Source organism: Hydrogenophaga sp. Root209, assembly GCF_001428625.1.
Lineage (GTDB): Bacteria > Pseudomonadota > Gammaproteobacteria > Burkholderiales > Burkholderiaceae_C > Hydrogenophaga.
In genome coordinates this window covers 99,126-125,606 of sequence record NZ_LMIE01000005.1, presented here as the reverse complement: position 1 = coordinate 125,606, position 26,481 = coordinate 99,126, and the positions used below count along the sequence as shown (strand labels likewise).

21 protein-coding genes and 1 riboswitch are annotated in these 26,481 nt (G+C 68.1%); of the genes, 6 read left to right on the top strand and 15 right to left on the bottom strand.

Annotation, left to right across the window (positions count from 1 at the left end; genetic code table 11):
- Positions 1-3 precede the first annotated feature (3 nt).
- The 5 genes from ASE11_RS05785 to ahcY form a co-directional block, all read right to left on the bottom strand.
- On the bottom strand, positions 4-1,260 hold the full coding sequence (locus ASE11_RS05785) for a LysR family transcriptional regulator (RefSeq protein WP_082585553.1): 1,257 nt from the start codon (positions 1,258-1,260) through the stop codon (positions 4-6).
- Positions 1,257-1,673 carry a septal ring lytic transglycosylase RlpA family protein gene (locus ASE11_RS05780; protein WP_056267731.1) on the bottom strand — a complete coding sequence of 139 codons (417 nt, stop codon included), beginning with the start codon at positions 1,671-1,673 and terminating at the stop codon, positions 1,257-1,259. The genes ASE11_RS05785 and ASE11_RS05780 overlap by 4 nt, the downstream gene beginning before the upstream one ends.
- The gene (metF, locus tag ASE11_RS05775; RefSeq protein WP_056267727.1) at positions 1,670-2,500 is read right to left on the bottom strand and encodes a methylenetetrahydrofolate reductase [NAD(P)H]; all 831 of its coding nucleotides are present in this window, start codon (positions 2,498-2,500) and stop codon (positions 1,670-1,672) included. Before metF ends, ASE11_RS05780 begins: the two co-directional genes overlap by 4 nt.
- Positions 2,501-2,542: 42 nt before the next feature.
- Complete coding sequence (locus ASE11_RS05770) at positions 2,543-3,310, bottom strand: TlyA family RNA methyltransferase (RefSeq protein ID WP_056267723.1); 768 nt, start codon at positions 3,308-3,310, stop codon at positions 2,543-2,545.
- Between the two features lie 5 nt (positions 3,311-3,315).
- On the bottom strand, positions 3,316-4,740 hold the full coding sequence (gene ahcY / locus ASE11_RS05765; protein WP_056267721.1) for an adenosylhomocysteinase: 1,425 nt from the start codon (positions 4,738-4,740) through the stop codon (positions 3,316-3,318).
- A riboswitch (S-adenosyl-L-homocysteine riboswitch) is annotated at positions 4,720-4,795 on the bottom strand. Its footprint overlaps the gene before it by 21 nt.
- Positions 4,796-4,884: 89 nt before the next feature.
- Between ahcY and ASE11_RS05760 the strand changes: the two genes are divergently transcribed.
- Genes ASE11_RS05760 through ASE11_RS05750 form a run of 3 tightly spaced genes read left to right on the top strand, consistent with a single transcriptional unit; the run spans position 4,885 to position 7,410 of the window.
- Positions 4,885-5,697, top strand: coding sequence for an HAD-IIB family hydrolase (locus ASE11_RS05760; RefSeq protein ID WP_056268229.1), 813 nt, complete (start codon positions 4,885-4,887; stop codon positions 5,695-5,697).
- Entirely contained in the window at positions 5,694-6,968 is a 1,275-nt protein-coding gene (locus tag ASE11_RS05755; RefSeq protein WP_056267718.1) for an MFS transporter, read from the top strand. Before ASE11_RS05760 ends, ASE11_RS05755 begins: the two co-directional genes overlap by 4 nt.
- Positions 6,969-7,026: 58 nt before the next feature.
- Positions 7,027-7,410: a hypothetical protein gene (locus ASE11_RS05750; RefSeq protein WP_056267715.1), complete on the top strand. Its 384-nt coding sequence runs from the start codon at positions 7,027-7,029 to the stop codon at positions 7,408-7,410.
- Here the strand turns inward: ASE11_RS05750 and ASE11_RS05745 are convergent, their stop codons facing one another.
- Both ASE11_RS05745 and ASE11_RS05740 read right to left on the bottom strand, forming a co-directional pair.
- Positions 7,411-7,734 carry a hypothetical protein gene (locus ASE11_RS05745; protein WP_056267714.1) on the bottom strand — a complete coding sequence of 108 codons (324 nt, stop codon included), beginning with the start codon at positions 7,732-7,734 and terminating at the stop codon, positions 7,411-7,413.
- Positions 7,734-13,802, bottom strand: a complete 6,069-nt coding sequence (locus ASE11_RS05740; RefSeq protein WP_162258027.1) for an excinuclease ABC subunit UvrA — start codon at positions 13,800-13,802, stop codon at positions 7,734-7,736. The genes ASE11_RS05745 and ASE11_RS05740 overlap by 1 nt, the downstream gene beginning before the upstream one ends.
- A 130-nt stretch (positions 13,803-13,932) precedes the next feature.
- Here ASE11_RS05740 and ASE11_RS05735 point away from each other — a divergent pair, with 130 nt between their 5' ends.
- Positions 13,933-15,066, top strand: coding sequence for an ABC transporter substrate-binding protein (locus tag ASE11_RS05735; RefSeq protein WP_056267711.1), 1,134 nt, complete (start codon positions 13,933-13,935; stop codon positions 15,064-15,066).
- A gap of 2 nt (positions 15,067-15,068) precedes the next feature.
- On the opposite strand, the gene ASE11_RS05730 is transcribed toward ASE11_RS05735, so the two are convergent.
- The 3 genes from ASE11_RS05730 to ASE11_RS05720 form a co-directional block, all read right to left on the bottom strand.
- Complete coding sequence (locus ASE11_RS05730; protein ID WP_056267708.1) at positions 15,069-15,506, bottom strand: universal stress protein; 438 nt, start codon at positions 15,504-15,506, stop codon at positions 15,069-15,071.
- Positions 15,507-15,598: 92 nt separating this feature from the next.
- Complete coding sequence (locus tag ASE11_RS05725) at positions 15,599-18,553, bottom strand: molybdopterin-dependent oxidoreductase (protein WP_056267705.1); 2,955 nt, start codon at positions 18,551-18,553, stop codon at positions 15,599-15,601.
- A complete protein-coding gene (locus ASE11_RS05720) occupies positions 18,550-20,265 on the bottom strand; it encodes an NADH-ubiquinone oxidoreductase-F iron-sulfur binding region domain-containing protein (RefSeq protein WP_056267702.1) in 1,716 nt (571 codons plus the stop codon). The genes ASE11_RS05725 and ASE11_RS05720 overlap by 4 nt, the downstream gene beginning before the upstream one ends.
- Before the next feature lie 66 nt (positions 20,266-20,331).
- Between ASE11_RS05720 and ASE11_RS05715 the strand changes: the two genes are divergently transcribed.
- The gene (locus tag ASE11_RS05715) at positions 20,332-21,402 is read left to right on the top strand and encodes a substrate-binding domain-containing protein (RefSeq protein WP_056267699.1); all 1,071 of its coding nucleotides are present in this window, start codon (positions 20,332-20,334) and stop codon (positions 21,400-21,402) included.
- Here ASE11_RS05715 and ASE11_RS05710 read toward each other — a convergent pair.
- From ASE11_RS05710 to ASE11_RS05700, 3 genes are read right to left on the bottom strand one after another with little or no spacing between them, the layout of a single operon-like run.
- The gene (locus ASE11_RS05710) at positions 21,393-22,067 is read right to left on the bottom strand and encodes a 2-hydroxychromene-2-carboxylate isomerase (RefSeq protein ID WP_056268221.1); all 675 of its coding nucleotides are present in this window, start codon (positions 22,065-22,067) and stop codon (positions 21,393-21,395) included. The genes ASE11_RS05715 and ASE11_RS05710 overlap by 10 nt on opposite strands.
- Positions 22,068-22,084: 17 nt before the next feature.
- Positions 22,085-22,324, bottom strand: a complete 240-nt coding sequence (locus ASE11_RS05705; protein WP_056267695.1) for a DUF1289 domain-containing protein — start codon at positions 22,322-22,324, stop codon at positions 22,085-22,087.
- Between the two features lie 14 nt (positions 22,325-22,338).
- Positions 22,339-22,842 (bottom strand): YbaK/EbsC family protein, encoded by a 504-nt coding sequence (locus ASE11_RS05700; RefSeq protein ID WP_056267692.1) that lies wholly within the window; start codon positions 22,840-22,842, stop codon positions 22,339-22,341.
- A gap of 148 nt (positions 22,843-22,990) precedes the next feature.
- Here ASE11_RS05700 and ASE11_RS05695 point away from each other — a divergent pair, with 148 nt between their 5' ends.
- A complete protein-coding gene (locus ASE11_RS05695) occupies positions 22,991-24,880 on the top strand; it encodes a hypothetical protein (protein WP_056267689.1) in 1,890 nt (629 codons plus the stop codon).
- A gap of 33 nt (positions 24,881-24,913) precedes the next feature.
- Here ASE11_RS05695 and rhtB read toward each other — a convergent pair whose 3' ends face one another.
- Together rhtB and ASE11_RS05685 are read right to left on the bottom strand one after the other, a co-directional pair.
- Complete coding sequence (rhtB, locus tag ASE11_RS05690; protein ID WP_056267686.1) at positions 24,914-25,555, bottom strand: homoserine/homoserine lactone efflux protein; 642 nt, start codon at positions 25,553-25,555, stop codon at positions 24,914-24,916.
- Between the two features lie 3 nt (positions 25,556-25,558).
- Positions 25,559-26,467 carry a hydroxymethylglutaryl-CoA lyase gene (locus ASE11_RS05685; protein WP_056267683.1) on the bottom strand — a complete coding sequence of 303 codons (909 nt, stop codon included), beginning with the start codon at positions 26,465-26,467 and terminating at the stop codon, positions 25,559-25,561.
- Positions 26,468-26,481 lie beyond the last annotated feature (14 nt).

The window sequence follows — 26,481 nt, the reverse complement described above, 5'->3', positions numbered from 1 at the left end:
TGCTTATACCGGCGTCGCGTCCGTCAGTTGAAGACCTACCACCACCGCGCGCAGTTCGTCCATGAACACCCGACCGGCCGGCGACGGCAGGCCAGCGCGCCGCGTGGTGATGCCGATGGCCCGCTCGGTGCCCGCCAGCGGCAGGGGCAGCACGGCGAGCACACCGCCGGCCACGTCGCTGAGCACCTGCAGTGGCGACAGCAGGGCCACCCGGTCGGACTGCAGCAACAAGGCGCGCACCGCCGACGGGCTGTTGGCGTGCAGCCGCGCCGCTGGCGGCTCGTGCCCGGTGGCGCGAAACGCCGCCTCGAATGCCAGGCGCGCGGGCGAGCCGCGCAACGGCGAGATCCAGTCGGCACCCGACAGGTCCCGGCGCAGCGCCGCCTTCGAGCGGCCCAGCCACGGATGCCCGGCGCGCACCACCGGCACCAGGTGGTCGACAAACAGCGTCTGCTCCTCGATGTCGGCCGCCGCGAGCGCGCCGCGCAATGGGCCCACAACGAGGTCGATCTCGCCATGGCGCAACAGGTGCAGCAGCGTTTCGTAGGTGCCGTCCGCCACCGTGGCCTGCACGCCGGGCAGGCGTTCCAGCAGCCGACCAAGCGCGCGTGGAACCAGCTCGGTGCCGGCCATGGGCAGGGCACCCACCGCCAGTTGACCCACCGCCAGGCCACGCCAGCCGGCCAGCTCTTCCTCGGCCACCCGCAACTCGCTCAGGGCCAGTTCGGCGGCGGCGGCCCAGCGCTCGCCCGCATCGGTGAGGCGCACGCCCCGGTCGGTGCGGCGCACCAGCGGCGTGCCCGCGAGGTGGGTCAGCCCGCGCAGGCGCAGGTGCACGGCCGGCTGCGTCACGCCGAGTGCGGCAGCCGCCAGCGTTTCGTTGCCGCTGCGCGCGATGGACACCAGCGCGTGCAGCATGCCATCGGTGATCTGCGACACGCGCAGCGCACGACGCGGGGTGGCCGCCCTGGCCCGCCCGGCGGCATCGGCCTTGAGCAGTTGTTCTTGGGCCCGCTGCGCACGCAGCGCGAGCTGGCGCGCCGCTGGCAGCGCGGTCATGCCGCGCGCGCCGCGTTCGAACAGGTCGATGCCGATGGCGGCCTCGGTCTGGCGCACCGCGCGCGAAACCGCCGAGGGCGACAGGCAGAGTTCGGCGGCCGCCCGGGCCACGCTGCCGTGCGCGACCACGGCCGTCAACACGTGCAGCCAGCGCAGCACCAAGGGCCCGCCCGGGGCACCCGCCGGCAACTCGGCGCTCATTCGGCCAGCAGCACCACCGTCGCCGTGCCGGTGCGCAGCAGGCCGACTTGCGCGGCGGCGGCGCGGCTCAGGTCGATGATGCGGCCCCTGACATGAGGGCCACGGTCGTTGATGCGCACCAGCACATCCTGGCCCGTGGCGAGGTTGCGCACCCTCAAGCGCGTGCCGAAAGGCAGGGTCTTGTGGGCAGCGGTGAGCTCGTTCATGTTGAAGACCTCACCGCTGGCGGTGCGTCGTCCATGAAAGGGCTCGCCGTACCACGAGGCCAGGCCCCGTTCGATCTCGCGCGCGTCCAGCACCGCACCGGGGTCATCCCCTTCGGGCGTGGGCGACACCGAGGGCGCCCGCGTCGCACAGCCGCCGAGCCACAACACGGTGGCCAGTGCGAGCGTGAACGCGGATTTGAAGCTCATGACAACTGCAGCCGCTTCGCGATTTCCAGCGTGGCCACGCTCTGGTTCATGGTGTAGAAGTGCAGCGCCGGCACACCCCCGTTGCGCAACTGGTCGCACAGGTCGGTCACCACGTCCAGGCCGAAGGCCTTGATCGACGCGGTGTCGTCACCAAAAGCCTGCAACCGCAGGCGGATCCAGCGCGGGATCTCGGCGCCACTCGCATCCGAGAAACGCATGAGCTGGGTGGAGCTGGTGATGGGCATGATGCCGGGCACCACCGGCACATCGGCGCCCAGCTTGAAGGCGTCGTCCACGAAGCGGAAGTAGGCGTCGCTGTTGTAGAAATACTGGGTGATGGCCGAGTGCGCGCCCGCGCGCACCTTGGTCGCGTAGGCCTGCAGGTCGGACTCGGGCGACTTCGCCTGTGGATGCACCTCGGGGTAGGCCGCCACCTCGATGTGGAAGTCGTCGCCGGTTTCGCTGCGGATGAAGGACACCAGGTCGCTGGCGTAGTGGAACTCGCCACCTGCGCCGTAGCCGCTGGGCAGGTCACCGCGCAACGCCACCAGGCGCTTCACGCCCATGGCCTTGAGTGTGGCCAGCTGCTCCCGCACCGATGCCCTGGTGGCGCCGATGCACGAAAAATGCGAGGCCGCGGGCACCGACTCGGCGAGGATGTCGCGCACCGTGTTGAAGGTGCCTTCCTGCGTGGAACCACCGGCACCGTAGGTGACCGAGCAGAACTCGGGCTTCAATCCATAGAGCTGCTGGCGCACCGCGCGCAGCTTGTCCACGCCCTCGGGCGTCTTGGGCGGAAAAAATTCAAGACTCACGGGCAGGCCCATGGGGTTCTCCAGAAATGTGCGGGTTCGACACCGCCAGCGGCTTCAGGCCGGGCTGCGGGCGAACACCAGAAATTCGCGGTTGCCGTCACCCCCGGTGATCGGACTCTCGAAGTAATCCAGCAGCACGAGGCCGCTGTCCTTGACCACCTGCTCGATGCGCTCGCGCACCAGCGGGTAGCTGGCCTCACTCTTGACCAGGCCGCCCTTGCCGATGTGCTCGGGCTGCAGCTCGAACTGCGGCTTGACCAGCATGAGCACATGCCCGCCCGCCTTGAGCAGCGGCATGAGCGCCGGCCACACCAACGTCTGCGAGATGAACGACAGGTCGCCCACGATCAGATCGAACGGTGCGGTTGCGGTTTCGCCACCGGCGTCGGTCAGGGCTTCGGCGGTCAGCTCGCGCGCGTTGCAGCGCTCGATGCAGACCACCCGCGCGTCAGCACGCAGGCGCGGATGCAACTGGCCCTGGCCCACGTCCACACCCACCACTTGAAGCGCGCCGCGCTGCAGCAGGCAGTCGGTGAAACCCCCACTGCTCTGGCCCACATCGAGGCAGCGCAGGCCGCGCACGTCGAGTGCCACGCGTTGCAGGGCACCGTCGAGCTTGAGGCCGCCGCGCGAGACGAACCTTGTCTCGGCGTTGTCCACCGCCTGCAGTTCCACCGTCTCGCGCAGCTCTTCGCCGTTCTTCGAGACGGTTTTCCAGTCGCCCGGCAGCAGCCGCCAGCGCACGCCCGATGCAATCAGCCGTTGGGCTTGCGACTTGGAAGCCGCCAGCCCGCGCTCGACGAGCAGTTGGTCTGCCCGCATGGGGCTCAGTACCGGTAGGTGTCGGGCTTGTACGGGCCCTGCTTGGGCACGCCGATGTAGGCCGCCTGTTCGTCGGTCAGCTCGGTCAGCATCGCGCCGACCTTCTTCAGGTGCAGGCGCGCGACCTTCTCGTCCAGGTGCTTGGGCAGCACGTACACCTTGCCGATGTCGTAGCTGTCGGGGTGCGAGAACAGCTCGATCTGCGCGATGGTCTGGTTCGCGAACGAGCTCGACATCACGAAGCTGGGGTGGCCGGTGCCACAGCCCAGGTTCACCAGGCGGCCCTTGGCCAGCATGATGATCTTCTTGCCGTCGGGGAAGGTCACGTGGTCGACCTGGGGCTTGATCTCGTCCCAGTTGTACTTCTCGATCGAGGCGATGTCGATCTCGTTGTCGAAGTGGCCGATGTTGCACACGATGGCCTGATCCTTCATCGCGGCCATGTGGTCGTGCGTGATGATGGACTTGTTGCCGGTGGTGGTCACGAAGATGTCGGCCTTGTCGGCGGCGTACTCCATGGTCACGACCTTGTAGCCTTCCATCGCGGCCTGCAGGGCGTTGATGGGGTCGATCTCGGTCACCCAGACCTGGGCCGACAACGCGCGCAGCGCCTGGGCCGAACCCTTGCCCACGTCACCGTAGCCGGCCACGCAGGCGACCTTGCCGGCGATCATCACGTCCGTGGCGCGCTTGATGCCGTCGACCAGCGATTCGCGGCAGCCATAGAGGTTGTCGAACTTGCTCTTGGTCACCGAATCGTTGACGTTGATGGCGCGGAACGGCAGCGTGCCTTTCGCGCTCATTTCCTTCAGGCGGTGCACGCCGGTGGTGGTCTCTTCGGTCACGCCGATGATCTGCGCGGCCTTGCGGCTGTACCAGGTCGGGTCTTGCGCGAGCTTGGACTTGATGGCCGCGTACAGGCAGGTTTCTTCTTCGCTGGTCGGGTTGGCCACCACCGAAATGTCCTTCTCGGCCTTCTGGCCCAGGATCATCAGCAGCGTGGCGTCGCCGCCATCGTCCAGGATCATGTTCGGGCCTTCGCCTTCGGTGCCGGCGGCGCCGAACTCAAAGATGCGGTGCGTGAAGTCCCAGTACTCGGTGAGGGTCTCGCCCTTGTGCGCGAACACCGGCGTGCCCTGCGCCACCAGCGCGGCGGCGGCGTGGTCCTGGGTGGAGAAGATGTTGCACGACGCCCAGCGCACGCTGGCACCCAGCGCCTGCAGGGTCTCGACCAGCACCGCGGTCTGGATCGTCATGTGGATGCTGCCGGTGATGCGCGCACCTTTGAGCGGCTGCGCCTTGGCGAACTCTTCGCGGATGGCCATCAGGCCAGGCATTTCGGTCTCGGCGATCTTGACTTCCTTGCGGCCCCAATCGGCCAGGGTGATGTCGGCACTCATCGCACGGGATGTGGATGAGCGTCGTTGCATGGATGGTCCGAGCCTCACGCCCCGCAAGTGGGGACGCTGCAACGCTCCTCGGATGCGAGATTTTAGCCCAGCATGCCGCCGGCTGTGTGGTCTGCGAAGCAGGAGACCCGTCCTTTTGTAAGCTTGTGCGACACTGCCGGCCCCATGCCGACCATCCCCGCGCCCTCCCCGCTTGCCCTGTGGCCCACCGCAGCGCGCGAGCGCATCCACGGGGTGCTGACCGACATCGACGACACCCTGACGACCGACGGCGCCATCACCGCCGATGCGCTGGACGCGTTGCACCGCCTGCGCGCCGCCGGCCTGCCGGTGTTCGCCATCACCGGCCGCCCGGCCGGCTGGAGCGAGCCCTTTGCCCTGGCCTGGCCGGTGGATGCGATCGTGGCGGAAAACGGCGCCGTGGCGCTGTGGCGCGGTGCCTCGGGCGAGCTCTGCCGCGATTACCTGCAGGACGCGGCCACGCGCGCGACAAATTTCCAGAAACTGCAGGCCGTGGCGCAGCGCGTGCTGACCGAGCTGCCGCAGACGCGCCTGTCCACCGACAGCCCCGGGCGCGAGACCGACATCGCCATCGACCACAGCGAATTCGCGCACCTGAGCGAAGCCGTCATCGCGCGCGCGGTGCAGCTCATGAAGAACGAAGGCCTCAACGCCACCGTGAGCTCGATCCACATCAACGGCTGGATCGGCGAGCACGACAAGCTCGCCGGCGCGCGCTGGATCGTGCGCACGCGCCTGGGGCGCGATCTCGACACCGAGCTCGACCGCTGGGTCTACGTGGGCGACTCGACCAACGACGCCCGCATGTTCGACCACTTCCCGCACAGCGTGGGCGTGGCCAATGTGGCGCGCTTCTGGGCAGCGCTGAGCCACCACCCGCGCTTTGTGGCGCAGGGTGAGCGCGGCGCGGGTTTCACCGAGGTGGCGGACGCGGTGCTGGGGGCGAGGGCAGCATGAGCGAACACCCGCTGCCACCCCAGCACAGCCATGCCATCACGGGCACCGCACCCGGCACGCCCGCGCCCACGCAAGCCCGCCTTGGCCTGGTGGCGATCTTCGGCTCCACCTTCTTCCAGTTGGTGGGCTACTTCATGCTCATGCCGCTGCTCCTGTTGCGGCTCAAGGGCGACGGCGTGTCCACCGCGCTCGCGGGTGTGTTCGTGGCCACCGGCTGGCTCGGCGTGTTTGCCATGACGCCGTTCGCCTCGGCCATCACGCAGCGGCTGGGCCGGCGGCCCTCGCTCTGGCTCGCGGCCTTCGTGCCGGTGGTGGCCATCTGCGGCTTCCTGTTCAGCAACTCGCTGGTGCTGTGGTTCGTCTGCATCCTCATCGAAGGCATGGCCGCTGGCTTGCGCTGGGTACTGGCCGAGGCGGTGGTGGCCGAGTTTTCCCCGCCCACCCAACGCGGGCGCAATGTCGGCATCTTCGAAACCATGGTGGGCACCACCTTCGTGCTGGGCCCGCTGGTGCTGGCCTGGTTGGGCGCGCGGAGCGATGCCGCGCTCTGGCTGGCGCTGGCGCTCACCGTGTTCGGCCTGGGCTGGAGCTTGCTCATTCCGCGCATGCCCGCCGCCGCCGACACGCACAGTGCACAGGTGGGCCTGTCGGGCGTGTGGCACGCACTGCTCGCGCATCCGCTGATCATGACGGTGGGCTTCGTCGGCGGTTTCTTCGAGAGCGGCCTCACCTCCATCCTGCCGCTGTACGGCCTGGCGCTCGGCCTGGGCGCCACGGCGGCCGCGCTGCTGGTCTCGGCCAGCGGCCTGGGCAGCGCGCTCATGATGCTGCCCGCCGGACTGCTGGCCGACCGCCTGGCCCACCACCCCACGCAACGCTGGGGCAACGCCGGCGCCACGCGTCTGAAGATCATGCGGGTGTGCGCGCTCATCACGCTGCTGGCCACGCTGGTGATTCCCTTCGTGGCCGGCACACCCTGGCTGGCCGCGCCGGTGGCCTTTCTGTGGGGCGGCGCTGGCGGCAGCCTCTACACCCTGGCCATGATCGACATCGGCTCGCGCGAGGACGGCATCACCCTGGTCAACAGCACCGCTGTGCTGGTGCTCTCGTACACGCTGGGCGGCGTGCTGGCGCCGGCGCTGGGCGCCGCGGCGCTGCAGTGGGCGCCCACGGTGGGGTTTCCGGTGCTGCTGCTGTCGGTGGCCGGGCTGGGCTGGTGGCTGTTGAGACGCGCGGCGCCGTCCCCATCTGCGGGAACCCCGCAGGGTTAAGCTGCTCCCACGGGGCAGACCCCTCCGGCTCTCCCCGACAAGCGAAAGGACTCCCCCGATGGCCATTCCCTGGCTGCTCGCCCTCAAAGTGATTCCCTGGGGCGACGTGATCGAACATGCGCCCAAGGTGCTCAACGCCGCTCGCAAGCTGATGGAGCGACAGAAATCGCCCGAGAGCCCCCCGGCCTCCACCACGCCCATGGACCTGGTGTCGGACGCGCCGCCCAGCCTGGGTGAGTTGCGCAGCCGCCTGATCGAAGCGCGGCAACTGATCGACCAGCAGGCTCAAACACAGACCCAGATGGCGCAGACCCTGGCCGAACTGGCCGAGCAGAACGCGCGCCTGGTGGCGGCCGTGGAGCTGCTGCGCGTGCGCACCCGCGTGTTCATCTTCGTCATCGCCGCGCTGGTCGCCGGCGTGATCGTGCTGTTCGTGCGCTGATCAACCCCGTTCGCTCTTCAGGTGGGCGTCGCACCCCACGCCGGCTGCGATCCAGCGACCTGCCAGCCTTCGCAGCACCGGGGCCGCCCAGCGCCATCGCGGGCCCAACACACCGGCGGCATCGGTGATGGCGCCGCAGCGGTAGACCGCTTGCACCTCAACCCAACGCAAGGCATCGCAGGCGCCATGGCGCTTGCGTGAGAGCACCTGCCCGAGTGGGCACGGCTCTGCCAGACAGCAGACGCCACAGCCGTTGCACGGTGTACCCAGCGCGGGCTGGGCCGGCGCGGCCGGGTGGATGTGGATGACCTGATCGCGTGGCATCAGGCCCGCGCCAGAACCGGTCCCAGCACGCGCCCGGTGTGCGTGTCCAGCCGCACCACCTCGTCGGGTGGCGCGGCGGCCACGATGAGGCCACCACCGCCACCGCCTTCGGGGCCCAGGTCGATGATCCAGTCGGCTTCGGCCATCACGTCCAGGTCGTGTTCGATCACCACCACGCTGTGGCCACCGTCCACCAGGCGGTGCAGCACGCGGATCAACTTCTCCACGTCGGCCATGTGCAGGCCCACCGTGGGCTCGTCGAGCACATAGAGCGTGTGCGGCGGCTTCTGACCTCGGCGCGTGATGTCGTCACGCACCTTGCTGAGTTCGGTCACCAGCTTGATGCGCTGCGCCTCGCCGCCACTGAGCGTGGGGCTGGGCTGGCCCAGCGTGAGGTAGCCCAGCCCCACATCTTTCAGCAACTGCAGCGGGTGACCGATGCTGGGCATGGCGGCGAAGAAATCGACCGCTTCGTCCACTTCCATCTGCAGCACGTCGCCGATGCTCTTGCCCTTCCAGGTCACGGCCAGAGTCTCGGGGTTGAAACGCGCGCCGTGGCAGACCTCGCAGGGCACCTTCACGTCGGGCAGGAAGCTCATCTCGATGGTGCGCATGCCCTGGCCTTCGCAGCCCGGGCAGCGGCCTTCGCCGGTGTTGAAGCTGAAACGGCCCGGGCCATAACCGCGCGCCTTGGCTTCGAGCGTGTCGGCGAACAGCTTGCGCACCGTGTCCCAGAACCCGATGTAGGTGGCGGGGCAGCTGCGCGGCGTCTTGCCGATCGGTGTCTGGTCGACTTCGAGCACGCGGTCCACGGTCTCGAAACCGCTCACGCCGGCACAGCCGGACCACGCGGGGTATTCGCCTTTGTCCATCGCGTCGCGGCCAGCTCTCGTGCTGCGCTGGGAGACGGCGGCGGCCACGTTGGTCAGCAGCACGTCGCGAGCAAGCGTGGACTTGCCCGAGCCCGAGACACCAGTGATGACCACCAGGCGTTGCAGCGGGACTGCGGCGTCGAGCTGGTTGAGGTTGTGGAGTTGCGCGCGGTGGACGTGGAGCCATGGGGAGCCCTCACCCCTGCCCTCTCCCGCAGGCGGGAGAGGGGGCAAGACTTCGCGCCTCGGCTGCAGCGGGTGCTTCATCGCATGCAGCAGATAGCGCCCGGTCACCGACTCGGGGTTCGCCGACAGGTCGTCCACCGTGCCCTGGGCCACCACACGCCCACCGCGCTTGCCCGCGCTGGGGCCGATGTCGATGATGTGATCGGCGCGGCGGATGGTGTCTTCGTCGTGCTCCACCACCACCAGCGTGTTGCCCATGTTGCCGAGCTTGTGCAGCGCGTTGAGCAAGATGGCGTTGTCGCGCGCGTGCAGGCCGATAGTGGGTTCGTCGAGCACGTAACAAACGCCTTGCAGGTTGCTGCCGAGCTGCGCGGCCAGGCGGATGCGCTGCGCCTCACCGCCGCTGAGCGTGGGCGCGCCGCGGTCCAGCGTGAGGTAGTTCAGCCCCACCTCTTCCAGGAAGGCGAGGCGGCTTTCGATCTCGGGCAGCAGGTCGCGCGCGATGCCGGTCTCGCGCGTGGACATCACGGCGTCTTTCATCAGGCCCTGCACCCAGAGTCGAACCTCACGAACGGACAGCCGCGCCACATCGGTGATGCCCACAGCGCTGAACTTCACCGCGCGGGCCTGAGCGTTCAGGCGCGTGCCTTCGCAGCACGGGCAGACCTCGTCGACCAGGTCTTCCACCTCGGGCTCGGCGAAGCTCTGTTCACGCCCGCGCTCCTTGTCGTCGCGCACCGAATCGTCCAGCACAGTGCGCTGGTCGCGCGAGAGTTTGAGGCCCGTGCCCACGCAGTCGGGGCACCAGCCGTGTTTGCTGTTGTACGAGAACAGGCGCGGGTCGAGTTCGGGGTAACTGGTGGCGCAGACCGGGCAGGCGCGCGTGGTGGAAAAGACCTCCAGCCGGCCGAGGTCACGCGTCGATGTGCCGTCGGCCAGCGCCCGCGCCAGACCATCGAGCGGGTGCAACACGTGCACCACGCCCTTGCCGATCTCCAGCGCCTTGGCGAGCTGGCTGCGCAGCTGAGCCTCCTGGTCGGCGCTCACCACGAAGTCGGCCACCGGCAGCTCGATGGTGTGTTCCTTGAAACGGTCGATGCGCGGGAAGCCGCTGGTGGGCAAAAACTCGCCATCCACCCGCAGATGCGTGTAACCGCGCGGGCGCGCCCAGTCCGCCAGCTCGGTGTAGACGCCCTTGCGGTTGACCACGAGTGGTGCGAGCAGGCCGATGTGTTGGCCGGCGTAGCGCTTGAGGATGGCCGCGGCGATGCTGTCGGCGCTCTGCGGCATCACGGCCGCGCCGTCGTGCACGCAGTGCTGTGTGCCCAGCTTCACATAGAGCAGGCGCAGGAAATGCCAGACCTCGGTGGTGGTGCCCACCGTGCTCTTGCGCCCGCCACGCGAGAGGCGCTGCTCGATCGCCACGGTGGGCGGGATGCCGTAGACCGCGTCCACCTCGGGCCGGCCCGCCGGTTGCACGATGCTGCGCGCGTAGGCGTTCAGGCTCTCCAGGTAGCGCCGCTGGCCTTCGTTGAACAGGATGTCGAAGGCCAGCGTGGACTTGCCCGAGCCGCTCACACCCGAAATCACGTTGAACTGCCCGCGCGGGATGTTCACGCTCAGGTTCTTGAGGTTGTGTTCCTTGGCGTTGACGATGCGGATGGCGTGGCCGTGCTGGTCGCTGCGGCGGGCGGCGGCGGCCAGACCGCTGGACTGGCCCAGGTAGTCGGACACGCGGCCTTCGCGCACCGCGTGCACCTCGCCCATGGACAGCGCGTACTCGCGCAGCGCCTTGGCGGTGTGGCTGCTGGCGTGTTCACGCACCTGCTCGGGCGCGCCCTCGGCCACCACCAGACCCCCGGCGTCGCCACCCTCGGGGCCGAGGTCGATCAGCCAGTCGGCCGAGCGGATCACGTCCAGGTTGTGTTCGATCACCACCAGCGAGTGGCCGGCGTCGAGCAGCTTGCGCAGCGAGCGCATGAGCTTGGCGATGTCGTCGAAGTGCAGGCCGGTGGTGGGCTCGTCGAACAGGAACAGCGTGCCCTTGCGCGAGAGCGCCTGGCGGCTGGTGCTCGCACTTTTCGAGGCCTCGGCCAGAAAGCCCGCGAGCTTCAAGCGCTGCGCCTCGCCGCCCGAAAGCGTGGGCACGGGCTGGCCGAGTTTCACGTATTCCAGACCGACGTCGACGATGGGTTGCAGCACGCGGATGACTTCGCGGTCGTTCGCGAACAGCGCGGCGGCTTCGCTCACGGTGAGGTCGAGCACATCGGCCACGTTCAAAACCACCGTTCGAGCTGAGCCTGTCGAAGCCCCTGCCAACACCTGGGTGAGCCCTTCGACAAGCTCAGGGCGAACGGGGAGATGCGCGGGCCAAAGCCGCTCGATCTTGACCTCCAGAATCTCCGGCCGGTAACGCTTGCCGTCGCAGTCCGGGCAGCGCAAATACACGTCGCTCAGGAACTGCATCTCCACGTGCTCGAAGCCCGAGCCACCGCAGGTGGGGCAGCGCCCGTCGCCGCTGTTGAAACTGAACTTGGCCGGCGTGTAGCTGCGCTGGCGCGAGAGCGGCGCGTCGGCGAACAGAGCGCGGATGGCATCCCACGCACCCACGTAGCTCACCGGGTTGGAGCGCGCGGTCTTGCCGATGGGTGACTGGTCGACGAACACCACCTCGGAGAGCAGGTCGGCGCCCAGCAAACGGTCGTGCGCGCCGGGCGTGTCGGTGGACTTGCCGAAGTGGCGCAACAGCGCGGGGGCCAGCACGTCTTGAATGAGGCTCGACTTTCCCGAGCCCGAGACGCCGGTGACCACCACCAGGCGCTGCAGCGGGAACTCGACCGAGACGTCCTTCAGGTTGTGTTCGCGCGCGCCTTCAAGAATGAGGCGCGGCGTGCTGTCGGTCACCGCGCGCTTGAAACCCATGCCGATGGTCTTGCGCGCGCCGAGGTAGGCGCCGGTGAGCGTGTCGGCCGAGCGGATCTGCTCGGGCGTGCCGTCGAACACGATCTGCCCGCCGCGCTCACCCGGGCCCGGTCCCATGTCGATCAGGCGGTCGGCCGCGAGCATCACGGCCGGGTCGTGCTCCACCACCACCAGCGTGTTGCCCGCGTCGCGCAGGCGCAGCATGGCGTCGTTGATGCGCGCCATGTCGCGCGGGTGCAGGCCGATGCTGGGCTCGTCGAGCACGAACAGCGTGTTCACCAGCGAGGTGCCCAGGGCCGTGGTGAGGTTGATGCGCTGCACCTCGCCGCCGCTGAGCGTGCGGCTCTGGCGGTCCAGCGTGAGGTAGCCGATGCCGACCTCGCAGAGGTAACGGATGCGGGTGTTGATTTCGTCGAGCAGGAGTTTGAGCGCTTGACGCTGGCCCTCACCCCAACCCTCTCCCGCAAGCGGGAGAGGGAGTGAACTGCCCCCTCTCCCGCTTGCGGGAGAGGGTTGGGGTGAGGGCTCCAGGCTCGCAAAAAACACCCGCAACCGGTCCAGCGGCAACAACATCAGGTCGTGCAGACACAGCCCCGGCAAAGCCTCCACCTGCGCACGGCTCCACTTCACGCCATGTGGCAGGTAGCGCTTCGTGGCGGGCAGCACAGCATCCGCCTGCGCCTTCGAGCCCAGGCGCCAGAGCAGGCTGTCGGTCTTCAGGCGCGCGCCGCCGCAGCTCGGGCACTCGGTGTAGCTGCGGTACTTGGACAAGAGCACGCGGATGTGCATCTTGTAGGCCTTGCTCTCCAGGTATTCGAAGAAGCGGTCCACGCCGTACCAGTGCTGGTTCCACTTGCCGTTCCACTGCGGCGAGCCGGCCCGCACCCAGTGCTTCTGTTCGTCGGTCAGCTTGGCCCAGGGCGTGTCGCGCGGGATGCCAGCGGCCTCGGCGTGGCGCATCATGTCGTCCTGCGCCTCTTTCCAGGCCGGCGTCTGGAACACCTTGATCGCACCGGCGCGCAGCGTGAGCTTGTCGTTCGGAATCACCAGTCCGTAGTCCACCCCGATCACCCGCCCGAACCCCCGGCAGGCCTCGCAAGCCCCCACGGCCGAGTTGAACGAGAACATCGACGGCGTGGGCTCGCTGTAGCGGATGTCGCTCTCGGGGCAATGCAAACCGGTGCTGAATCTCCAGATCTCGGGCTCGACCGCCGCACCCGATTGGGGGTCGGATTCCGATTTCAAGGCATAGACCATGAGCTTGCCGCCGCCACGCTTCAAGCCGACCTCGATGGCTTCCATCACGCGGGCGGGCTCGGTGGTTCCGATGCGGAAACGGTCGGCCACCACGTCGAGCACCTTGATGGCCTCCATGGGCGCGGCCTTGGCCTTGCCTTTGGTCTTGGCCTTGTCGTCCACGGCGGGCGCGGCGCGCTGCACGACACGCTCGGCCTGCACCCGCGTGTAGCCGCTGGCCGAGAGCCATTGCTCGATTTCTTCGGGCGTGGTGCTGGCCGGCAGCTCCACCGGAAAGGTGACGACGAGCCGGGGATCACCCCGCTCTTGCGCGCGCTGTGTCAACTCCAGGTAGATCGACTCCGGCGAGTCATGCCGCACCAGCGCCGAAGTGTCGCGGTCGAACAGCTCGGCGCCGCGCGCGAACAACAGCTTCAGGTGATCGTTGAGCTCGGTCATGGTGCCGACCGTGGAGCGCGAGCTGCGCACCGGGTTGGTCTGGTCGATCGCGATCGCTGGTGGCACGCCCTCCACCCGGTCCACCGCGGGCTTGTCCATGCGGTCGAGAAACTGGCGCGCGTAGGCGCTGAAGGTTTCCACGTAACGGCGCTGGCCTTCGGCGAACAGGGTGTCGAACACCAGGCTCGATTTGCCGGAACCGCTGGGCCCGGTCACGACCGTCAGCTCGCCGGTGCGGATGTCCAGGTCGATGTTCTTCAGGTTGTGCTGGCGCGCGCCACGAATGCGGATCAGCCCGGTGCCACCTTCCGTCGGTCGGTCGGGTTCCTGCGCATCGGATGAAGTTGAAATAACTACCGCAGGTGATTCGGCGGGCAGGAAAGCATCGGACATGCAGGGGCTCCAGAGGGGGACGCGAAGATTCTACGGAGCGACGTGACAAAGGCGTCGGCGACTACGTCATATCCACAATTTCCCGTTTGACTGCACTGCCTAGACTCTGCCCAACTCTGGAGACACCCTCATGAAAAACAACCGTCCCTTCTTGTCAGTTCGACTCACCACGCTGGGCCTTGCAGCCCTCGTCACCTTCACAGCGCCCGCCTCGGCGCAACTGCGCATCGGCAATCCAACGGGCATCACCGGCTCGGTGGCGGCCGGTGTGAAAGAGAACATCGATGGCGCCAGGCTGTACTTCGATGCCGTGAACGCGCGCGGCGGTGTCAACGGGCAGAAGATCGAGCTGGTTTCGATCGACGACAAGTTCGACCCCAAGGTCACGGTGGAGGTCTCGCGAAAGCTCATCACCGAGCAGAAGGTGCTGGCCTTGTTCCTGAACCGGGGCACGCCACATTCACAAGCGCTGCTGCCCCTGCTCGCCGAATACAAGGTGCCGCTGGTGGGGCCGAGCACGGGCGCCATGGTGCTGCACGAGCCGGTGAACCCCTGGGTCTTCAACGTGCGCGCCACCTACCAGCGCGAAGCGGCCAAGGCCATCGAGCACCTGGCCAGCATCGGCATCACGCGTATCGCACTGCTCGCCACCGACGACACCTTTGGAGCCGACGGCGCCGAGGGCGCGCTCAAGGGCTTCACCGACACCAAGCTCAATCCGGTGCTGCAAGAGAAGTTCCCGCGCGACAAGCCGGACTTCACCGAGCAGGCCAAACGCGTGAACGCCAGCAATGCCCAGGCGGTGGTGGTCATCGGCTCGGCCGGCAACACCGCCAACGCGGTCAAGGCGATCCGCGCAGCAGGCTCGCGGGCGCAGGCAGTCACGCTGTCGAACAACGCCTCCGACGGCTTCATCAAACTGCTCGGCGAACACGCCCGCGGCGTGATCGTCACGCAGGTGTTCCCCAACGAACGTTCTGTGGCCTACCCGCTGATCAAGGAAGCGCAGGACCTGGCCAAGGCCAAGGGCCTGGAGGGCGTGTCACCGGCCATGATGGAGGGCTTTGCCGCCGCCAAGGTGGTGGCGGAGGGCTTGAAGCGCGCCGGTCCCAACCCGACACCGGTGGCCTTGCGCGACGCGCTGGAAGGCATGCGCAACTACGACATTGGTGGTCTGCAGATCAACTACAGCGCCACGGACCACACCGGTCTGGACTTCTCGGATCTCTCCATCGTGAACGCCTCAGGCAAGTTCATGCGCTGAACTCAGGACTTGACGATCAGCACGGGGATCTTCGCGTGGGTCAGCACCTTCTGCGCCACGCTGCCCAGGATGAGCGCCTTCACGCCCTGGCGGCCGTGTGAGCCCATCACGATCAGGTCGCAGCCCTCGGCCTCGGCCGTCTCGATGATTCCTTCATAGACCACGTTGCGCTCGATGGTGTCGCCCTCAAACGGCACACCGGCGGCCGCGCAGGCCATGCGTGCGGCATCCAGCGCCACACCGGCCGCCGCCTTGGCCTCGGTCAGGTAGGACTGCAAGCCAATGGCCGAGGCGTCACCGATGCCGATGTAGGGGAACGGATCGATCACGTACACGCCCACCACTTGCGCGCCCTGGCTCTTGGCCAGGCCCACGGCCGCGCGGGTGGCAAAGACACCGAGCTCGGAACCGTCGGTGGGCAGCAGGATTTTTTTGAACATGGTCGATCTCCTCCAGGTGATGAATGAACAAGGCCGCTCGGGCCGCATCTTTCCATGGTAAGGAGGGCCGGACTGAGAGACCTTGCGTCAGATCAAACCCGGACCGACTCCTGCGTGGTGACCGCGGGCCGCACGTCCACAGCACAGTACTTCAGTTCGGCGATCTTGCCTACCGGATCCAGTGCAGGGTTGGTGAGCAGGTTGGCCGCCGCTTCGGCGTAGGCAAACGGGATGAAGGCCGTGTCCAGCGGCATCGCATCGTCCAGTCGCACCGGCAGCGCCACCTCGCCGCGGCGCGAACGCACTTGCGCCACCGCGCCCGCCCTCAGCCCCAGCCGCCGCGCGGTGGTGCTGTGCAGGCTCACCACCGGGCCGGGTTCCAGCGCATCGAGCACCTCGCTGCGCCGCGTCATGCTGCCGGTGTGCCAGTGCTCGAGTTGGCGCCCGGTGATGAGCACCATCGGGAACGCGGCGTCGGGCACCTCGGCCGGCGGCGTGACGCTGGCACCCACCAGCGAGGCGCGCCCGCTGGCGGTGGGAAAACCGTCGGTGAACACCACCGGCTGACCGGGGTCGTCCTCGCTGCTCACCGGGTAGGTCACCGCGCCTTCGCGCTGCAGCCGCGCCCACGAAAGGCCGGCGATGCTGGGCATCATGGCGCGCATCTCTTCAAACACCGCGCCGATGCCGCCCTGCGCGTGTGCCGCGGCGCTGCCGTCGGCCGCCACGCCGTAGGTCCAGTCCAGGCCCAGCCGGCGCGCCAGCTGTTCGGTGATCCACGCATCGGCCATGGCCTCGCCGGGCGCGCGCACGGCTTTGCGGCCGAGCTGCACGCAGCGGTCGGTGTTGGTCACGCTGCCGGTCTTCTCGGGCCAGGCGGTGGCGGGCAGCACCACGTCGGCCAGGCTTGCGGTTTCGGTCAGAAAGATGTCCTGCACCACCAGGTGGTCCAACCCGGCGAGTGCTTCGCGCGCATGGGTGGCGTCGGGGTCGCTCATGGCCGGGTTCTCGCCCTGGATCAGCATGGCGCGGATCTCGCGGCGGTGGGCCGCGTCGATGATTTCCACCACGGTGAGGCCCGCCTCGCTGCCCAGCGTGCCGGGCGGCAGGTGCCACAGGTGCTCGGCCTTCTCGCGCGCATGCACATCGCCCACCTTCTGGTAGTCGGGCAGCACCATGGGGATCAGCCCCGCGTCGCTCGCGCCCTGCACGTTGTTCTGCCCGCGCAGCGGGTGCAGCCCGGTGCCGGGCCGACCGATCTGGCCGGTGATGAGCGAGAGCGCGATCAGGCAGCGCGCGTTGTCGGTGCCGTGCGTGTGCTGGCTGATGCCCATGCCCCAGAGGATCATGGCGTTCTTCGCCGTGGCGTAGGCGCGCGCCACCTCACGCAGCGTGCCCGCCTCAATCCCGCAGACCGGCGCCATGGCTTCGGGCGAGAAGTCCACCAGGTGCGCCTTGAGTTGCGCGAAGTCCAGCGTGTGGGCCTCGATGTAGGCCGGGTCGGTGAGGCCTTCGAACACGATGGTGTGCAGCAGCGCGTTGAGCAGCGCCACGTCGGTGCCCGACTTGAAGCCCAGGTGTTTCCAGCTGTGGCGCGCGAGCTCGGTGCGGCGCGGATCGGCCAGCACGAGTTTCATGCCGTTGTTCTTCACCGCGTTCTTGATCCAGGTCGCGCCCACCGGGTGGTTCTGCGCCGGGTTGGCGCCGATCAGCAGCACGAAGTCGGCGTATTGCACGTCGCGCAGCGGGTTCGTGACCACGGCCGAGCCCAGGCCTTCCATGAGCGCGGCCACGCTGGAGGCGTGGCACAGGCGCGTGCAGTGGTCCACGTTGTGCGTGTCGAACGCGGTGCGGATCAGCTTCTGGAACAGGTAGGCCTCTTCGTTCGTGCCCTTGGCCGATCCGAAGCCCGCCACCGGGCCCTGGCGGCCGCGCGCGGTGGTGCTGGCCATCGCCTGCTTGAAGCCGTTTGCGGCGGCGTCGAGCGCTTCGTCCCAGCTGGCTTCGCGGAACAACTCCCGCCAGTCGCGGAGCATCACCGCCTGCGGATCTTTCGGTGCGTCGGCGCGTCGGATCAGCGGGCGCGTGAGCCGCTCGGGGCTGTGCGCGTAGTCGAAGCCGAAACGACCCTTGACGCACAGCCGGCCCTCGTTGGCAGGGCCGTTGATGCCTTCGACATGTTCGATCTTCTCGTCGGTCACGTGGTACGTGAGCTGGCAGCCCACACCGCAAAACGGGCAGACCGAATCCACCTGCTTGTCTGATGCCTTGGCGTAAGCGCCGTTGGCCGGTGCGATCGCGCCCGTGGGGCAGACCTGCACGCATTCACCGCAGGCCACGCAGGTGCTCTCGCCCATGGGGTCGTTCTGGTCGAACACGATCTGCGCGTGGCCGCCGCGAAACGCGAGACCCAGCACGTCGTTGCCCTGCGTCTCCCGGCAGGCGCGGATGCAGCGGGTGCACTGGATGCAGGCGTCGAGGTTGACGGTCATCGCCGGGTGCGACGTGTCGGTACCCCACCGTTCGGTCTGAGCGGACATCCGTTCGCCTTGAGCCAATACCCGTTCGCCCTGAGCCTGTCGAAGGGCATCCACGGGTGGTGTGCGCTGGGCTTCGACAGGCTCAGCCCGAACGGGGTAGTGGGTGCGCGAGGGGAAACGCCTTGCCTGCGCACCGGCAACTTGCCCCCAATGCGCCAACTCGCTGTCGAACTTGAGCGCGGCGGTATCGGGTGCGTCCGACAACAGCAGCTCCAGCACCGTCTTCTGCGCCGCCGCCGCCCGCGGACTGTCGGTGGTGACCACCATGCCCGGCGTGGGCGCGCGGCAGCAGGAAGGCGCAAGCACCCGCTCGCCCTCGATCTCCACCACGCAAGCCCGGCAGTTGCCGGGGCTGCGCAGGCCGTCCTTGTGGCACAGGTGCGGCACCGCCACACCGGCGCGCTGTGCGGCCTTCAGCAAGGTTTCGCCCGGTGCGGCTTCCACCGCGCGGCCGTTGAGCGTGAAGGCGATCGGGGTGGCGTGGTCCGGCAGGTCGTTGGTCTTCATGCGCTCACCTCGTGAGGAAAAAACCGCAGCACGCTGTCCACCGGGTTGGGCGCGGCCTGGCCCAGGCCGCAGATGCTGGCGTCGCGCATCACCTGCGACAGTTCGGCCAGCAGGGCTGCGTCCCACACCGGCGCCTGGATCAGCTCCACCGCCTTGGTGGTGCCGGCGCGGCACGGCGTGCACTGCCCGCAGGATTCGTGTTCGAAGAAACGCATGAGGTTGAGGGCTGCGTCGCGCGCCTTGTCGTGCTGCCCCAGCACCACCACCGCCATGGAGCCCACAAAAGCGCCGTGCTCGGCCAGGGTGTCGAAGTCCAGCGGCACGTCAGCGAGTGCTGCCGGCAGGATGCCGCCGGAGGCGCCGCCCGGCAGGTACGCATACAGCGTGTGGCCCTCGGCCATGCCGCCGGCGTGTTCGTCAATCAGTTCGCGCAACGTGATGCCGGCGGGCGCGAGATACACCCCCGGCTGTTTCACGCGGCCAGACACCGAAAAGCGCCGCAGGCCGTTGCGCCCGGCGCGCCCGTGCGCGGTCAGCCAGGCGCCGCCGTGCGCCAGGATCTCGGGCAACCACCACAGGGTTTCGGGGTTGTGCGCCAGTGTGGGGCGGCCAAACACGCCGTGCAGCGCGACGATGGGGGGTTTGAGCCGTGGCAGGCCGCGCTTGCCTTCCACCGATTCGATGAGCGCCGACTCCTCGCCGCAGATGTAGGCGCCCGCACCACGGCGCAGCTCGATGCGCGGTGGCCGATAGCTCGGGTACTGCACGGCGAGCGCCTGCAGCCGCGCTTGCAGCGTGTTGAGCTCGCGCTGCAGCAGCACGCGCGCGTCGTGGTATTCGTCGCGCAGGTACAGCCACACGTGTTCGATGCCGACCACCTGCGCGGCGATCAGCAGGCCTTCCAGCACCTGCGGCGCGCCGGCCTGCGCGCTGGTGAGCACATGGCCGTCCTTGAAGGTCCCGACCTCGCCCTCGTCGATGTTGACCACCATGTGGCGCGGGCCAGGTTGCGCGCGCACCGTCTCCCACTTGCGCCAGGCCGGAAAGCCCGCCCCGCCCAGGCCGCGGAGGTTGGAGGCCTTGAGCTCGGCGAGCACCGCCTCGGCGCTGAGCTCGCCAGAGAGCAGGCGCTGCAACTGTCTGAGTTCAGACGCCTCGGGCACCGGCAGCTCGCGCGGGCCGGTGTCGCCGCTGTCCAGCAAGGCCTTCACTTCGCCCACGCTCGCATGCGGCAACTGCCGCTGGCCCACGCAGGCGGCCGGCGCGCGGTGGCACTGGCCGATGCAGGGCGCGGCCTGCACGCGCACCGAGCTGTCGTGCGCCAGGGCAGCCTTCAGGTCGTTCATCAAGGACTCGCTGCCGGCGAGGGTGCAAGAGAGGCTGTTGCATACGCGGACCACCGTGGCGGGCACGGCCGCGTCGTCGTCGACGGTCTCGAAGTGGTGGTAGAAGCTCGCGACCTCGAACACCTCGACCTGGCTGAGCTTGAGGTGTTCGGCCAGCGCCGCGAGGTGCCCGTGGCGCAGCGCGCCTTCGCCGTCCTGCAGGCGGTGCAGGTGTTCGATCAGCAGGTCGGCGCGCGGCGCCAGGCCGGCACACAAGAAGGCCACCCGCTCTCGCGCGACGGGCTGCACTTGCCGGCCCTTGGGTGCGTGGCGTGGGCGGCTGCGGACGGGGTCGTTCAGGGGGTGGATGGGGATCACGGTGCTCATGGCGTCAGCCTAGCACCGCAGGTCCGATCTAATATGTTCACCATTTCATAAACCCCCACGGTCACAATGCTGCGCATCACCCTGCAACCCCAATGGCGCGTCAGCCAGGACGACGGCGCCGCGCTGGACGCCAACACCCTGCTGCACCTGCTGGCGGCCGTGCAGGCCTCGGGCAGCATCTCGCAGGCGGGCCGGGAGCTGGACCTGTCGTACCGACATGCCTGGGGCCTGCTGCAGCAAGCCGAGCTGCTGTTTGGCCAGGCGCTGCTGGTGCGCGGCCGGGGTCGCGGATCGGTGCTGACCGAGCTGGGCGAAAAACTCATCTGGGCCGACGCCCGCATTGGCGCCCGGCTGCAGCCGCTGCTGGAGTCGCTGGCCTCGGAGCTCGAAGGCGAACTCGGTCGCGTGCAGCGCCGCCAGCGCGCCGTGCCGCGCCTGCACGCCAGCCACGGGTTTGCGGTGGCCGCGCTGCGCGAGCAGCTCGCCGCGCGCCAGGTGCCGGTGGAGCTGCGCTACCGCAACAGCCAGGAAGCCGTGGCCGCGCTCGCCCAGGGCGACTGCGAACTGGCCGGTTTTCATGTACCGCTGGGCGAATTCGAGGCCGCGGCGGCCCAGCGCTATCTGCCATGGCTCAAGCCCGACCAGCACCTGCTGGTGCACCTGGCGGTGCGCACCCAGGGCCTGTTCTGCGCGCCCGGCAACCCGCTGGCCATTCATGGCCTGACCGACCTCACGCGGCGCGGCCTGCGCTTCGTCAACCGGCCTGAGGGCTCGGGCACCCGGGTGCTGACCGACTTGCTGCTGCAGCGCCACGGCATCGCGCCGCGCGATGTGGCCGGCTTTGAGAACACCGAGCTGACCCACGCTGGCGTGGCGGCCTATGTGGCCAGCGGCATGGCCGACTTGGGGCTGGGCGTGCAGACCGCCGCACACCGCTTCGGCCTGCACTTCATCCCCCTGCTGAAGGAGCGCTACTTCTTCGCCTTGCCGCCCGACGCGATGGACCGCGCGGAGCTGCGCCCGGTGCTCACCGTGCTGCGCTCACCCGCGTTCCGCTCGCGCGTGGCGGCGCTCAAGGGCTACGAGGCCGCCAGCACCGGACAGGTGACTACGGTGGGCGAAGCCTTTCAGGCCTGAGGACGGCGCGCGCCTTGAGGGCGGTCCGCCGTGGCCTCCCACTGCGCGTCGAACCAGGCATCGCCATCGAGGTAGGCACGCAGCATCGGCAGCGCGTCGAAGCCCCAGAACACGCGGCCCTCGACCACCATCGCCGGCACGCCGAACAGGCCGAGCTCAATGGCCTCGTCGGAGTTGGCACGCAGGCGCTGCTTCACCACGTCACTGTCGGGCGTGTTCCAGGGCTTGTCGCGCTGGGCCATGTGGTTCTGCAAACGGCCTTGCAGTTCGGCCAGACGAGCCGGATCGGTGGCGTCCAGGCCGCCGTGCCACACGTGGTGGAACAACTGCTCTGTCACATACCGGTTGGTCTCGCCGGGGACGTCATCGGTGGCGCAGGCCAGGCCCAGGCGCAGCAGGGGCAACGGGTTGAACGGGTGCGCCGCCGGCAGATCGAGCTGGACACCGTGGTGGTGGGCGAGCCAGCTCACTTGGCGGTAGGTCCAGTTGCGCTTGGTGGGAATCTCGGCCGGGCCCAGCTGACCGTGGGCCTTGAGAAGCGCGGCGAACAGCACCGGCTTGTAGCGCACGGCCACGCTGTGGCCCATGAGCGCCTGCGGCAGGCGTTCGAACGCCAGAAACGCGTAGGGCGAGATGGGGTCGTAGTGGAACGTGATCTCGCGCAGGGCGGCGCCGGGCGCGCTCATGGAGCGACCACCTGCACCTGTCGCGCCTCGATCTGTTGCCACACCACCAGCTTGTCCGCATCGGCCATGCGGCTCCATTGCGAGATTTCGGCCAGCGTGCGGAAACAGCCTTTGCACGACTTCGTGCTTTCGTCCATCTCGCAGACCGAGATGCAGGGCGAGGGCACGCCGGGAGCAATGCCTGCTTTGGCGCGGGCGGCATAGAGCGTGACGGGCGGGCGGGAGGGCTGGGACATGGTGGGAGAGGTTGTCAGACCACGGTGACGTCGTGCACGGGCGCACCCGTCAGGGTCTGGAGTTGGTGGGGCGTGAGGCGGAACACCGCGTGTGGATGGCCGGCGGCGGCCCAGATCTCGTCAAAGCGGAACAGTTGCTGGTCGACCAGTGTGACCACCGGCGTGGCATGCGCCAGCGGCGAGACGCCACCGATGGAGAAGCCGGTGGCGCTCTTCACAAAATCGGCATCGGCGCGACCGAGTTTGCTGCCCTCGGCGCAAACGAGGGCCTGCACCTTCTTCTCGTCCACCCGCAGATCGCCCGAGGTGACGACGAGCACTGCCACGCCGTCCGGCTTGCGGCGAAACACGATGCTCTTGGCAATCTGCCCGAGCCCCACGCCCAACGCGTCGGCCGCCTGCTGCGCGGTGCGCGCGGCGTCGTCGAGCATGTGGGGTGGGTTGGGGTGGCCCAGCGCGCGCAGGTGCTCGGCCACGCGTTGAACGGACGGGGTGCTGAAACTGGAAACATCGCTCATGGACACCGATGGTATCGGCCCTCGCGTGACGCTGCTGCCATGGGCTGGCGAAGCGATGGTCGGCGCACGGGCAAGCGCACAGACTTGCCTCCGTCCGCCACCTGGCCGGATCGCGCCACTCAAGCCCCAACCCCACCCAGGAGAACCCATGTACGGCCAACTGGACTACAAACCCGAACACGCTCAAGCCCCTTGGACCGTGAGCTATTTCCTGTGCCGTGATCTTGCGTTGCCGGACTTGACCCCTGCACAAGCGTCCGCACGAGGCCAGGCACTCAAGCAAATGAAGAACGAAGTGCATGACCTCACAGACGCCCAGCTCAAAATACTGAGCGCCATCGCCCGGGGCTTGCCCGCCGACACGGTCGACCTGGTGTCCGATCTGTACATCGCCCTGGCCCACCTCCGCCTGCCCGATGCGCAGCGCAAGGAGCGCGAGGCCCTGATCACCACGACGCTGGATGCCTACTTCCAGGGAACGCCTGCGCTGCCCGGTGTGACTGCCGGCATCAGCCACATCAGCCTGTTGGCACCACTGGTGCCCGATGCCTTTCTGGAAAGCATGGTCCGCAGCCAGGCCGCCCGGCTGCACATGGTGTCCATGGCCCAGCCGCCATGGGCAACCTGCTGCGCTGAACTCGTGAAAAGCCTTGACACCCTGATGGGCGCTCTGGGCATCGAAACGCAGACGAAAGAAGAACATCTGCTGCTCAGCGCCTGTTTCACGCGCCCACAGGCAGAACGACCGATGTTTCTCGAACTGCTGGCGCTGGCCGCTCGACACCGTCTCGCTGGCGCCGTGCGCAGCACCGGGGCCGCCTTGCTCAACGCTGGCTTGTTGGTGGCCTCCGAGGGCGACATTCTGGTGAGCGTGTTGCAGGACTGCACGGCGGCCAATCTGGATGGATCGATGCAAACAGACATTGACCAGATCGTGGCCAACCAGGTGGCCCTGGGCCGCGCCACCGACAGCGCGCGGGCCCAGATGGTCATCGAGGCCACCATCGATGCCGTTCGCGCCGGGGTGCCCCTGGGTGCCAAGGTGCAGGAGTGCAACCAGGCTGCGATCGCGGCAGCCAATCAGGTCTGGTCGCAGCAGTTGCTTCGCATGACACCGCAGCGCCTTCGGCTTCGAAACACATTGCCACAGGCGCCGGATCAACGCAAAAACGACGACACATCCAGCCCACCCGATCTCGACCCGGTCAACACGTGGTCCGTGAACAAACTGGTGCAATGGATCGGGGGACCCATCAGCGACAAGGAACCGCAGCCACTGGACCGCAAGGCCATTGTGGCCAAGGAGAAAACGGCTCGACAGGAAGCGCGCGTGAAGACCAGGATGCCGGAGAAGATCGCACGCACCGATCTGGACCTGACCGAAGCGGATATCGGATTCACGGTGCAGAACGGGCTCGGCACCTACGCCGACTTCTGCATCTGGGAAATCGAGCGGAGCAAGTCGTTGATCAACGACTCGACGGCCATGCACGCCTGCATGGACCTGCTGGCCCCGCTTCAAAGGGTGAGGGATGGCCTCGAGCCCGACGATCGAAAGGTCCGCAGCCTTCTGTATCGGGCGGACGTGGCGATCGGTTTGCTGCGCAAAGACATCCATGTCATGGCGGTCGATGCGCGCACCCGTCAACGCTTTGCCGAGCAACTGCAGATGGCGCTGACCAGGGAGCAGATGGTGGAAGGCAAGCGCCATGGCGGCGTGATCGGCTGTCGTCTCAGTCGCGGCGACTGGCCTTGGGTGGCCGAGCAGTACCACCGGCGCTGGCTGCCCTGGACCGGCCAGATCACGATCGACGGGGTGCCCCAGCCCATGCAGCCCGACCAGGCGCTGGGTCTGTATGTCACAGGCAAAAGCCTCAGCGGCCATGAGTTTGACGTGTCGGTGCACCTGTGGCAACGCAAGCCAGGGCGACACAGTGCACCGGGCACCGGCAGGGCACCGTACGCGCCCATGAACACGGAAGACTGGATCGACACATTGATCCCGTGCACCGTGTTGCACGTGCCGTCCGCCGGCTGAGCTCCACCCCGAGCTTGCGGAGTGGGGCCAGCGTCAGGCCGCGCGCTTGACCAGCAGCAGACTGGCCCCCATGGCCATGAGCACGCCGCCGAACACACGGTTCTGCGCGCGCCGGGCCCGCGCCGTGGCCAGCCAGGCTTTGGCCCGCGAGGCGAGAAACGCGTAGCCGTGCATGACCACCAGATCGACCGCAATGGTGGTGATCAGCAGCACCAGCAGTTGCAGCCAGAGCGGGCGCTGCGGATCGATGAACTGCGGCAGCACCGCCACCATGAACACGATGCCCTTGGGGTTGGTCACGTTGGTGAAGAAGCCGATCACGAAGCGCTCGCGCGCCGAAGGTACGCCGGTGGGCGTCGGCACTGCCTCCCCCTTCACGGCATCCGCCCCCGCATGCGCCCGCCATTGCTTGAGACCGAGCCAGATCAAATAGGCCGCGCCCGCGAACTTCACCACCGTGAAGGCCGTGGCCGAGGCCAGCAGCAGCGCGCCCACGCCCACACCGGCCACCAGCAGGATCACCGCCAGCCCCAGTTGCAGGCCAGCGATGGTGGCACTGGTCTTCTTCATCCCGTAGGCCAGGCCGTGCGTCATCGACAGCACCGCGCCCGACCCCGGCGACAGGGCAATCGCCCAGGAAGCCAGGAAATACGCGAGCCAGACTTGCAGTTCCATAGGTCAGCCCGCCCGCTTGGCCAGCAAGGCGCGCGCCACGCGCGAGCCGCTCGGACGGCCCAGCTGCTCGCTGATGTACACGCCGGCGTCGACCAGCGCGTCCAGGTCGATGCCGGTGGCTATGCCCATGCCGTGCAGCAGGTAGACCACGTCTTCGGTGGCCACGTTGCCGGTGGCGCCCTTGGCGTAGGGGCAGCCACCCAGGCCCGAGACGGACGACTGGAAATTCCAGACCCCCATCTCCAGCGCAGCCAGCGTGTTGGACAGGGCCTGACCGTAGGTGTCGTGGAAATGGCCTGACACCTCGTCGATGCCGTAGTGCTGCAGTGTGGCCTCGAGCGCGGCCTGCACCTTGCGCGGCGTGCCCACACCGATGGTGTCGGCCACATCCACGCGTTGCACGCCAATGCCCTTCATGAGCCCCGCGAGGTAGGTCACGCGCTCGGGCGCGATCTCACCTTCGTACGGGCAACCGACGGTGCAACTCATGGCGCCGCGCACGGCGATGCCGGCAGCCCTGGCTGCCTCCACCACGGGCGCGAAGCGCTCGATGCTCTCAGCGATCGAGCAGTTGATGTTCTTCTGGCTGAAGGCCTCGCTGGCCGCGCCGAACACCACGATCTCGTCGGGCTTGTCGAGCACGGCGGCTTCGAAGCCCTTGAGGTTGGGCGTGAGCACCGAGTAGCGCACGCCGCGCTGGCGCGACATGCCGGCCATGACGTCGTGGTTGTCGGCCATCTGCGGCACCCACTTCGGGCTCACGTAGCTGGTGACCTCGATCTCTTTCAGGCCCGCGGCCTGCAGGCGGTGCACCAGCTCGATCTTGATGGCGGCGGGCACCGGCTGCTTTTCGTTCTGCAGGCCGTCGCGCGGGCCGACGTCGATGAGTTGAACGCGGGTGGGGATGTTCATGAGGGACTCGCTTT

Coding starts and splice junctions, on each gene's coding strand:
- ASE11_RS05725 (WP_056267705.1), bottom strand. CDS start 18,553: ATGAAGACCAACGACCTGCCGGACCACGCCACCCCGATCGCCTTCACG.
- metF (WP_056267727.1), bottom strand. CDS start 2,500: ATGGGCCTGCCCGTGAGTCTTGAATTTTTTCCGCCCAAGACGCCCGAG.
- ASE11_RS05700 (WP_056267692.1), bottom strand. CDS start 22,842: ATGAGCGATGTTTCCAGTTTCAGCACCCCGTCCGTTCAACGCGTGGCC.
- ASE11_RS05705 (WP_056267695.1), bottom strand. CDS start 22,324: ATGTCCCAGCCCTCCCGCCCGCCCGTCACGCTCTATGCCGCCCGCGCC.
- ASE11_RS05695 (WP_056267689.1), top strand. CDS start 22,991: ATGTACGGCCAACTGGACTACAAACCCGAACACGCTCAAGCCCCTTGG.
- ASE11_RS05750 (WP_056267715.1), top strand. CDS start 7,027: ATGGCCATTCCCTGGCTGCTCGCCCTCAAAGTGATTCCCTGGGGCGAC.
- ASE11_RS05735 (WP_056267711.1), top strand. CDS start 13,933: ATGAAAAACAACCGTCCCTTCTTGTCAGTTCGACTCACCACGCTGGGC.
- ASE11_RS05780 (WP_056267731.1), bottom strand. CDS start 1,673: ATGAGCTTCAAATCCGCGTTCACGCTCGCACTGGCCACCGTGTTGTGG.
- ASE11_RS05770 (WP_056267723.1), bottom strand. CDS start 3,310: ATGCGGGCAGACCAACTGCTCGTCGAGCGCGGGCTGGCGGCTTCCAAG.
- ASE11_RS05730 (WP_056267708.1), bottom strand. CDS start 15,506: ATGTTCAAAAAAATCCTGCTGCCCACCGACGGTTCCGAGCTCGGTGTC.
- ASE11_RS05685 (WP_056267683.1), bottom strand. CDS start 26,467: ATGAACATCCCCACCCGCGTTCAACTCATCGACGTCGGCCCGCGCGAC.
- ahcY (WP_056267721.1), bottom strand. CDS start 4,740: ATGCAACGACGCTCATCCACATCCCGTGCGATGAGTGCCGACATCACC.
- ASE11_RS05715 (WP_056267699.1), top strand. CDS start 20,332: ATGCTGCGCATCACCCTGCAACCCCAATGGCGCGTCAGCCAGGACGAC.
- ASE11_RS05740 (WP_162258027.1), bottom strand. CDS start 13,802: ATGTCCGATGCTTTCCTGCCCGCCGAATCACCTGCGGTAGTTATTTCA.
- ASE11_RS05760 (WP_056268229.1), top strand. CDS start 4,885: ATGCCGACCATCCCCGCGCCCTCCCCGCTTGCCCTGTGGCCCACCGCA.
- rhtB (WP_056267686.1), bottom strand. CDS start 25,555: ATGGAACTGCAAGTCTGGCTCGCGTATTTCCTGGCTTCCTGGGCGATT.
- ASE11_RS05755 (WP_056267718.1), top strand. CDS start 5,694: ATGAGCGAACACCCGCTGCCACCCCAGCACAGCCATGCCATCACGGGC.
- ASE11_RS05720 (WP_056267702.1), bottom strand. CDS start 20,265: ATGAGCACCGTGATCCCCATCCACCCCCTGAACGACCCCGTCCGCAGC.
- ASE11_RS05785 (WP_082585553.1), bottom strand. CDS start 1,260: ATGAGCGCCGAGTTGCCGGCGGGTGCCCCGGGCGGGCCCTTGGTGCTG.
- ASE11_RS05745 (WP_056267714.1), bottom strand. CDS start 7,734: ATGCCACGCGATCAGGTCATCCACATCCACCCGGCCGCGCCGGCCCAG.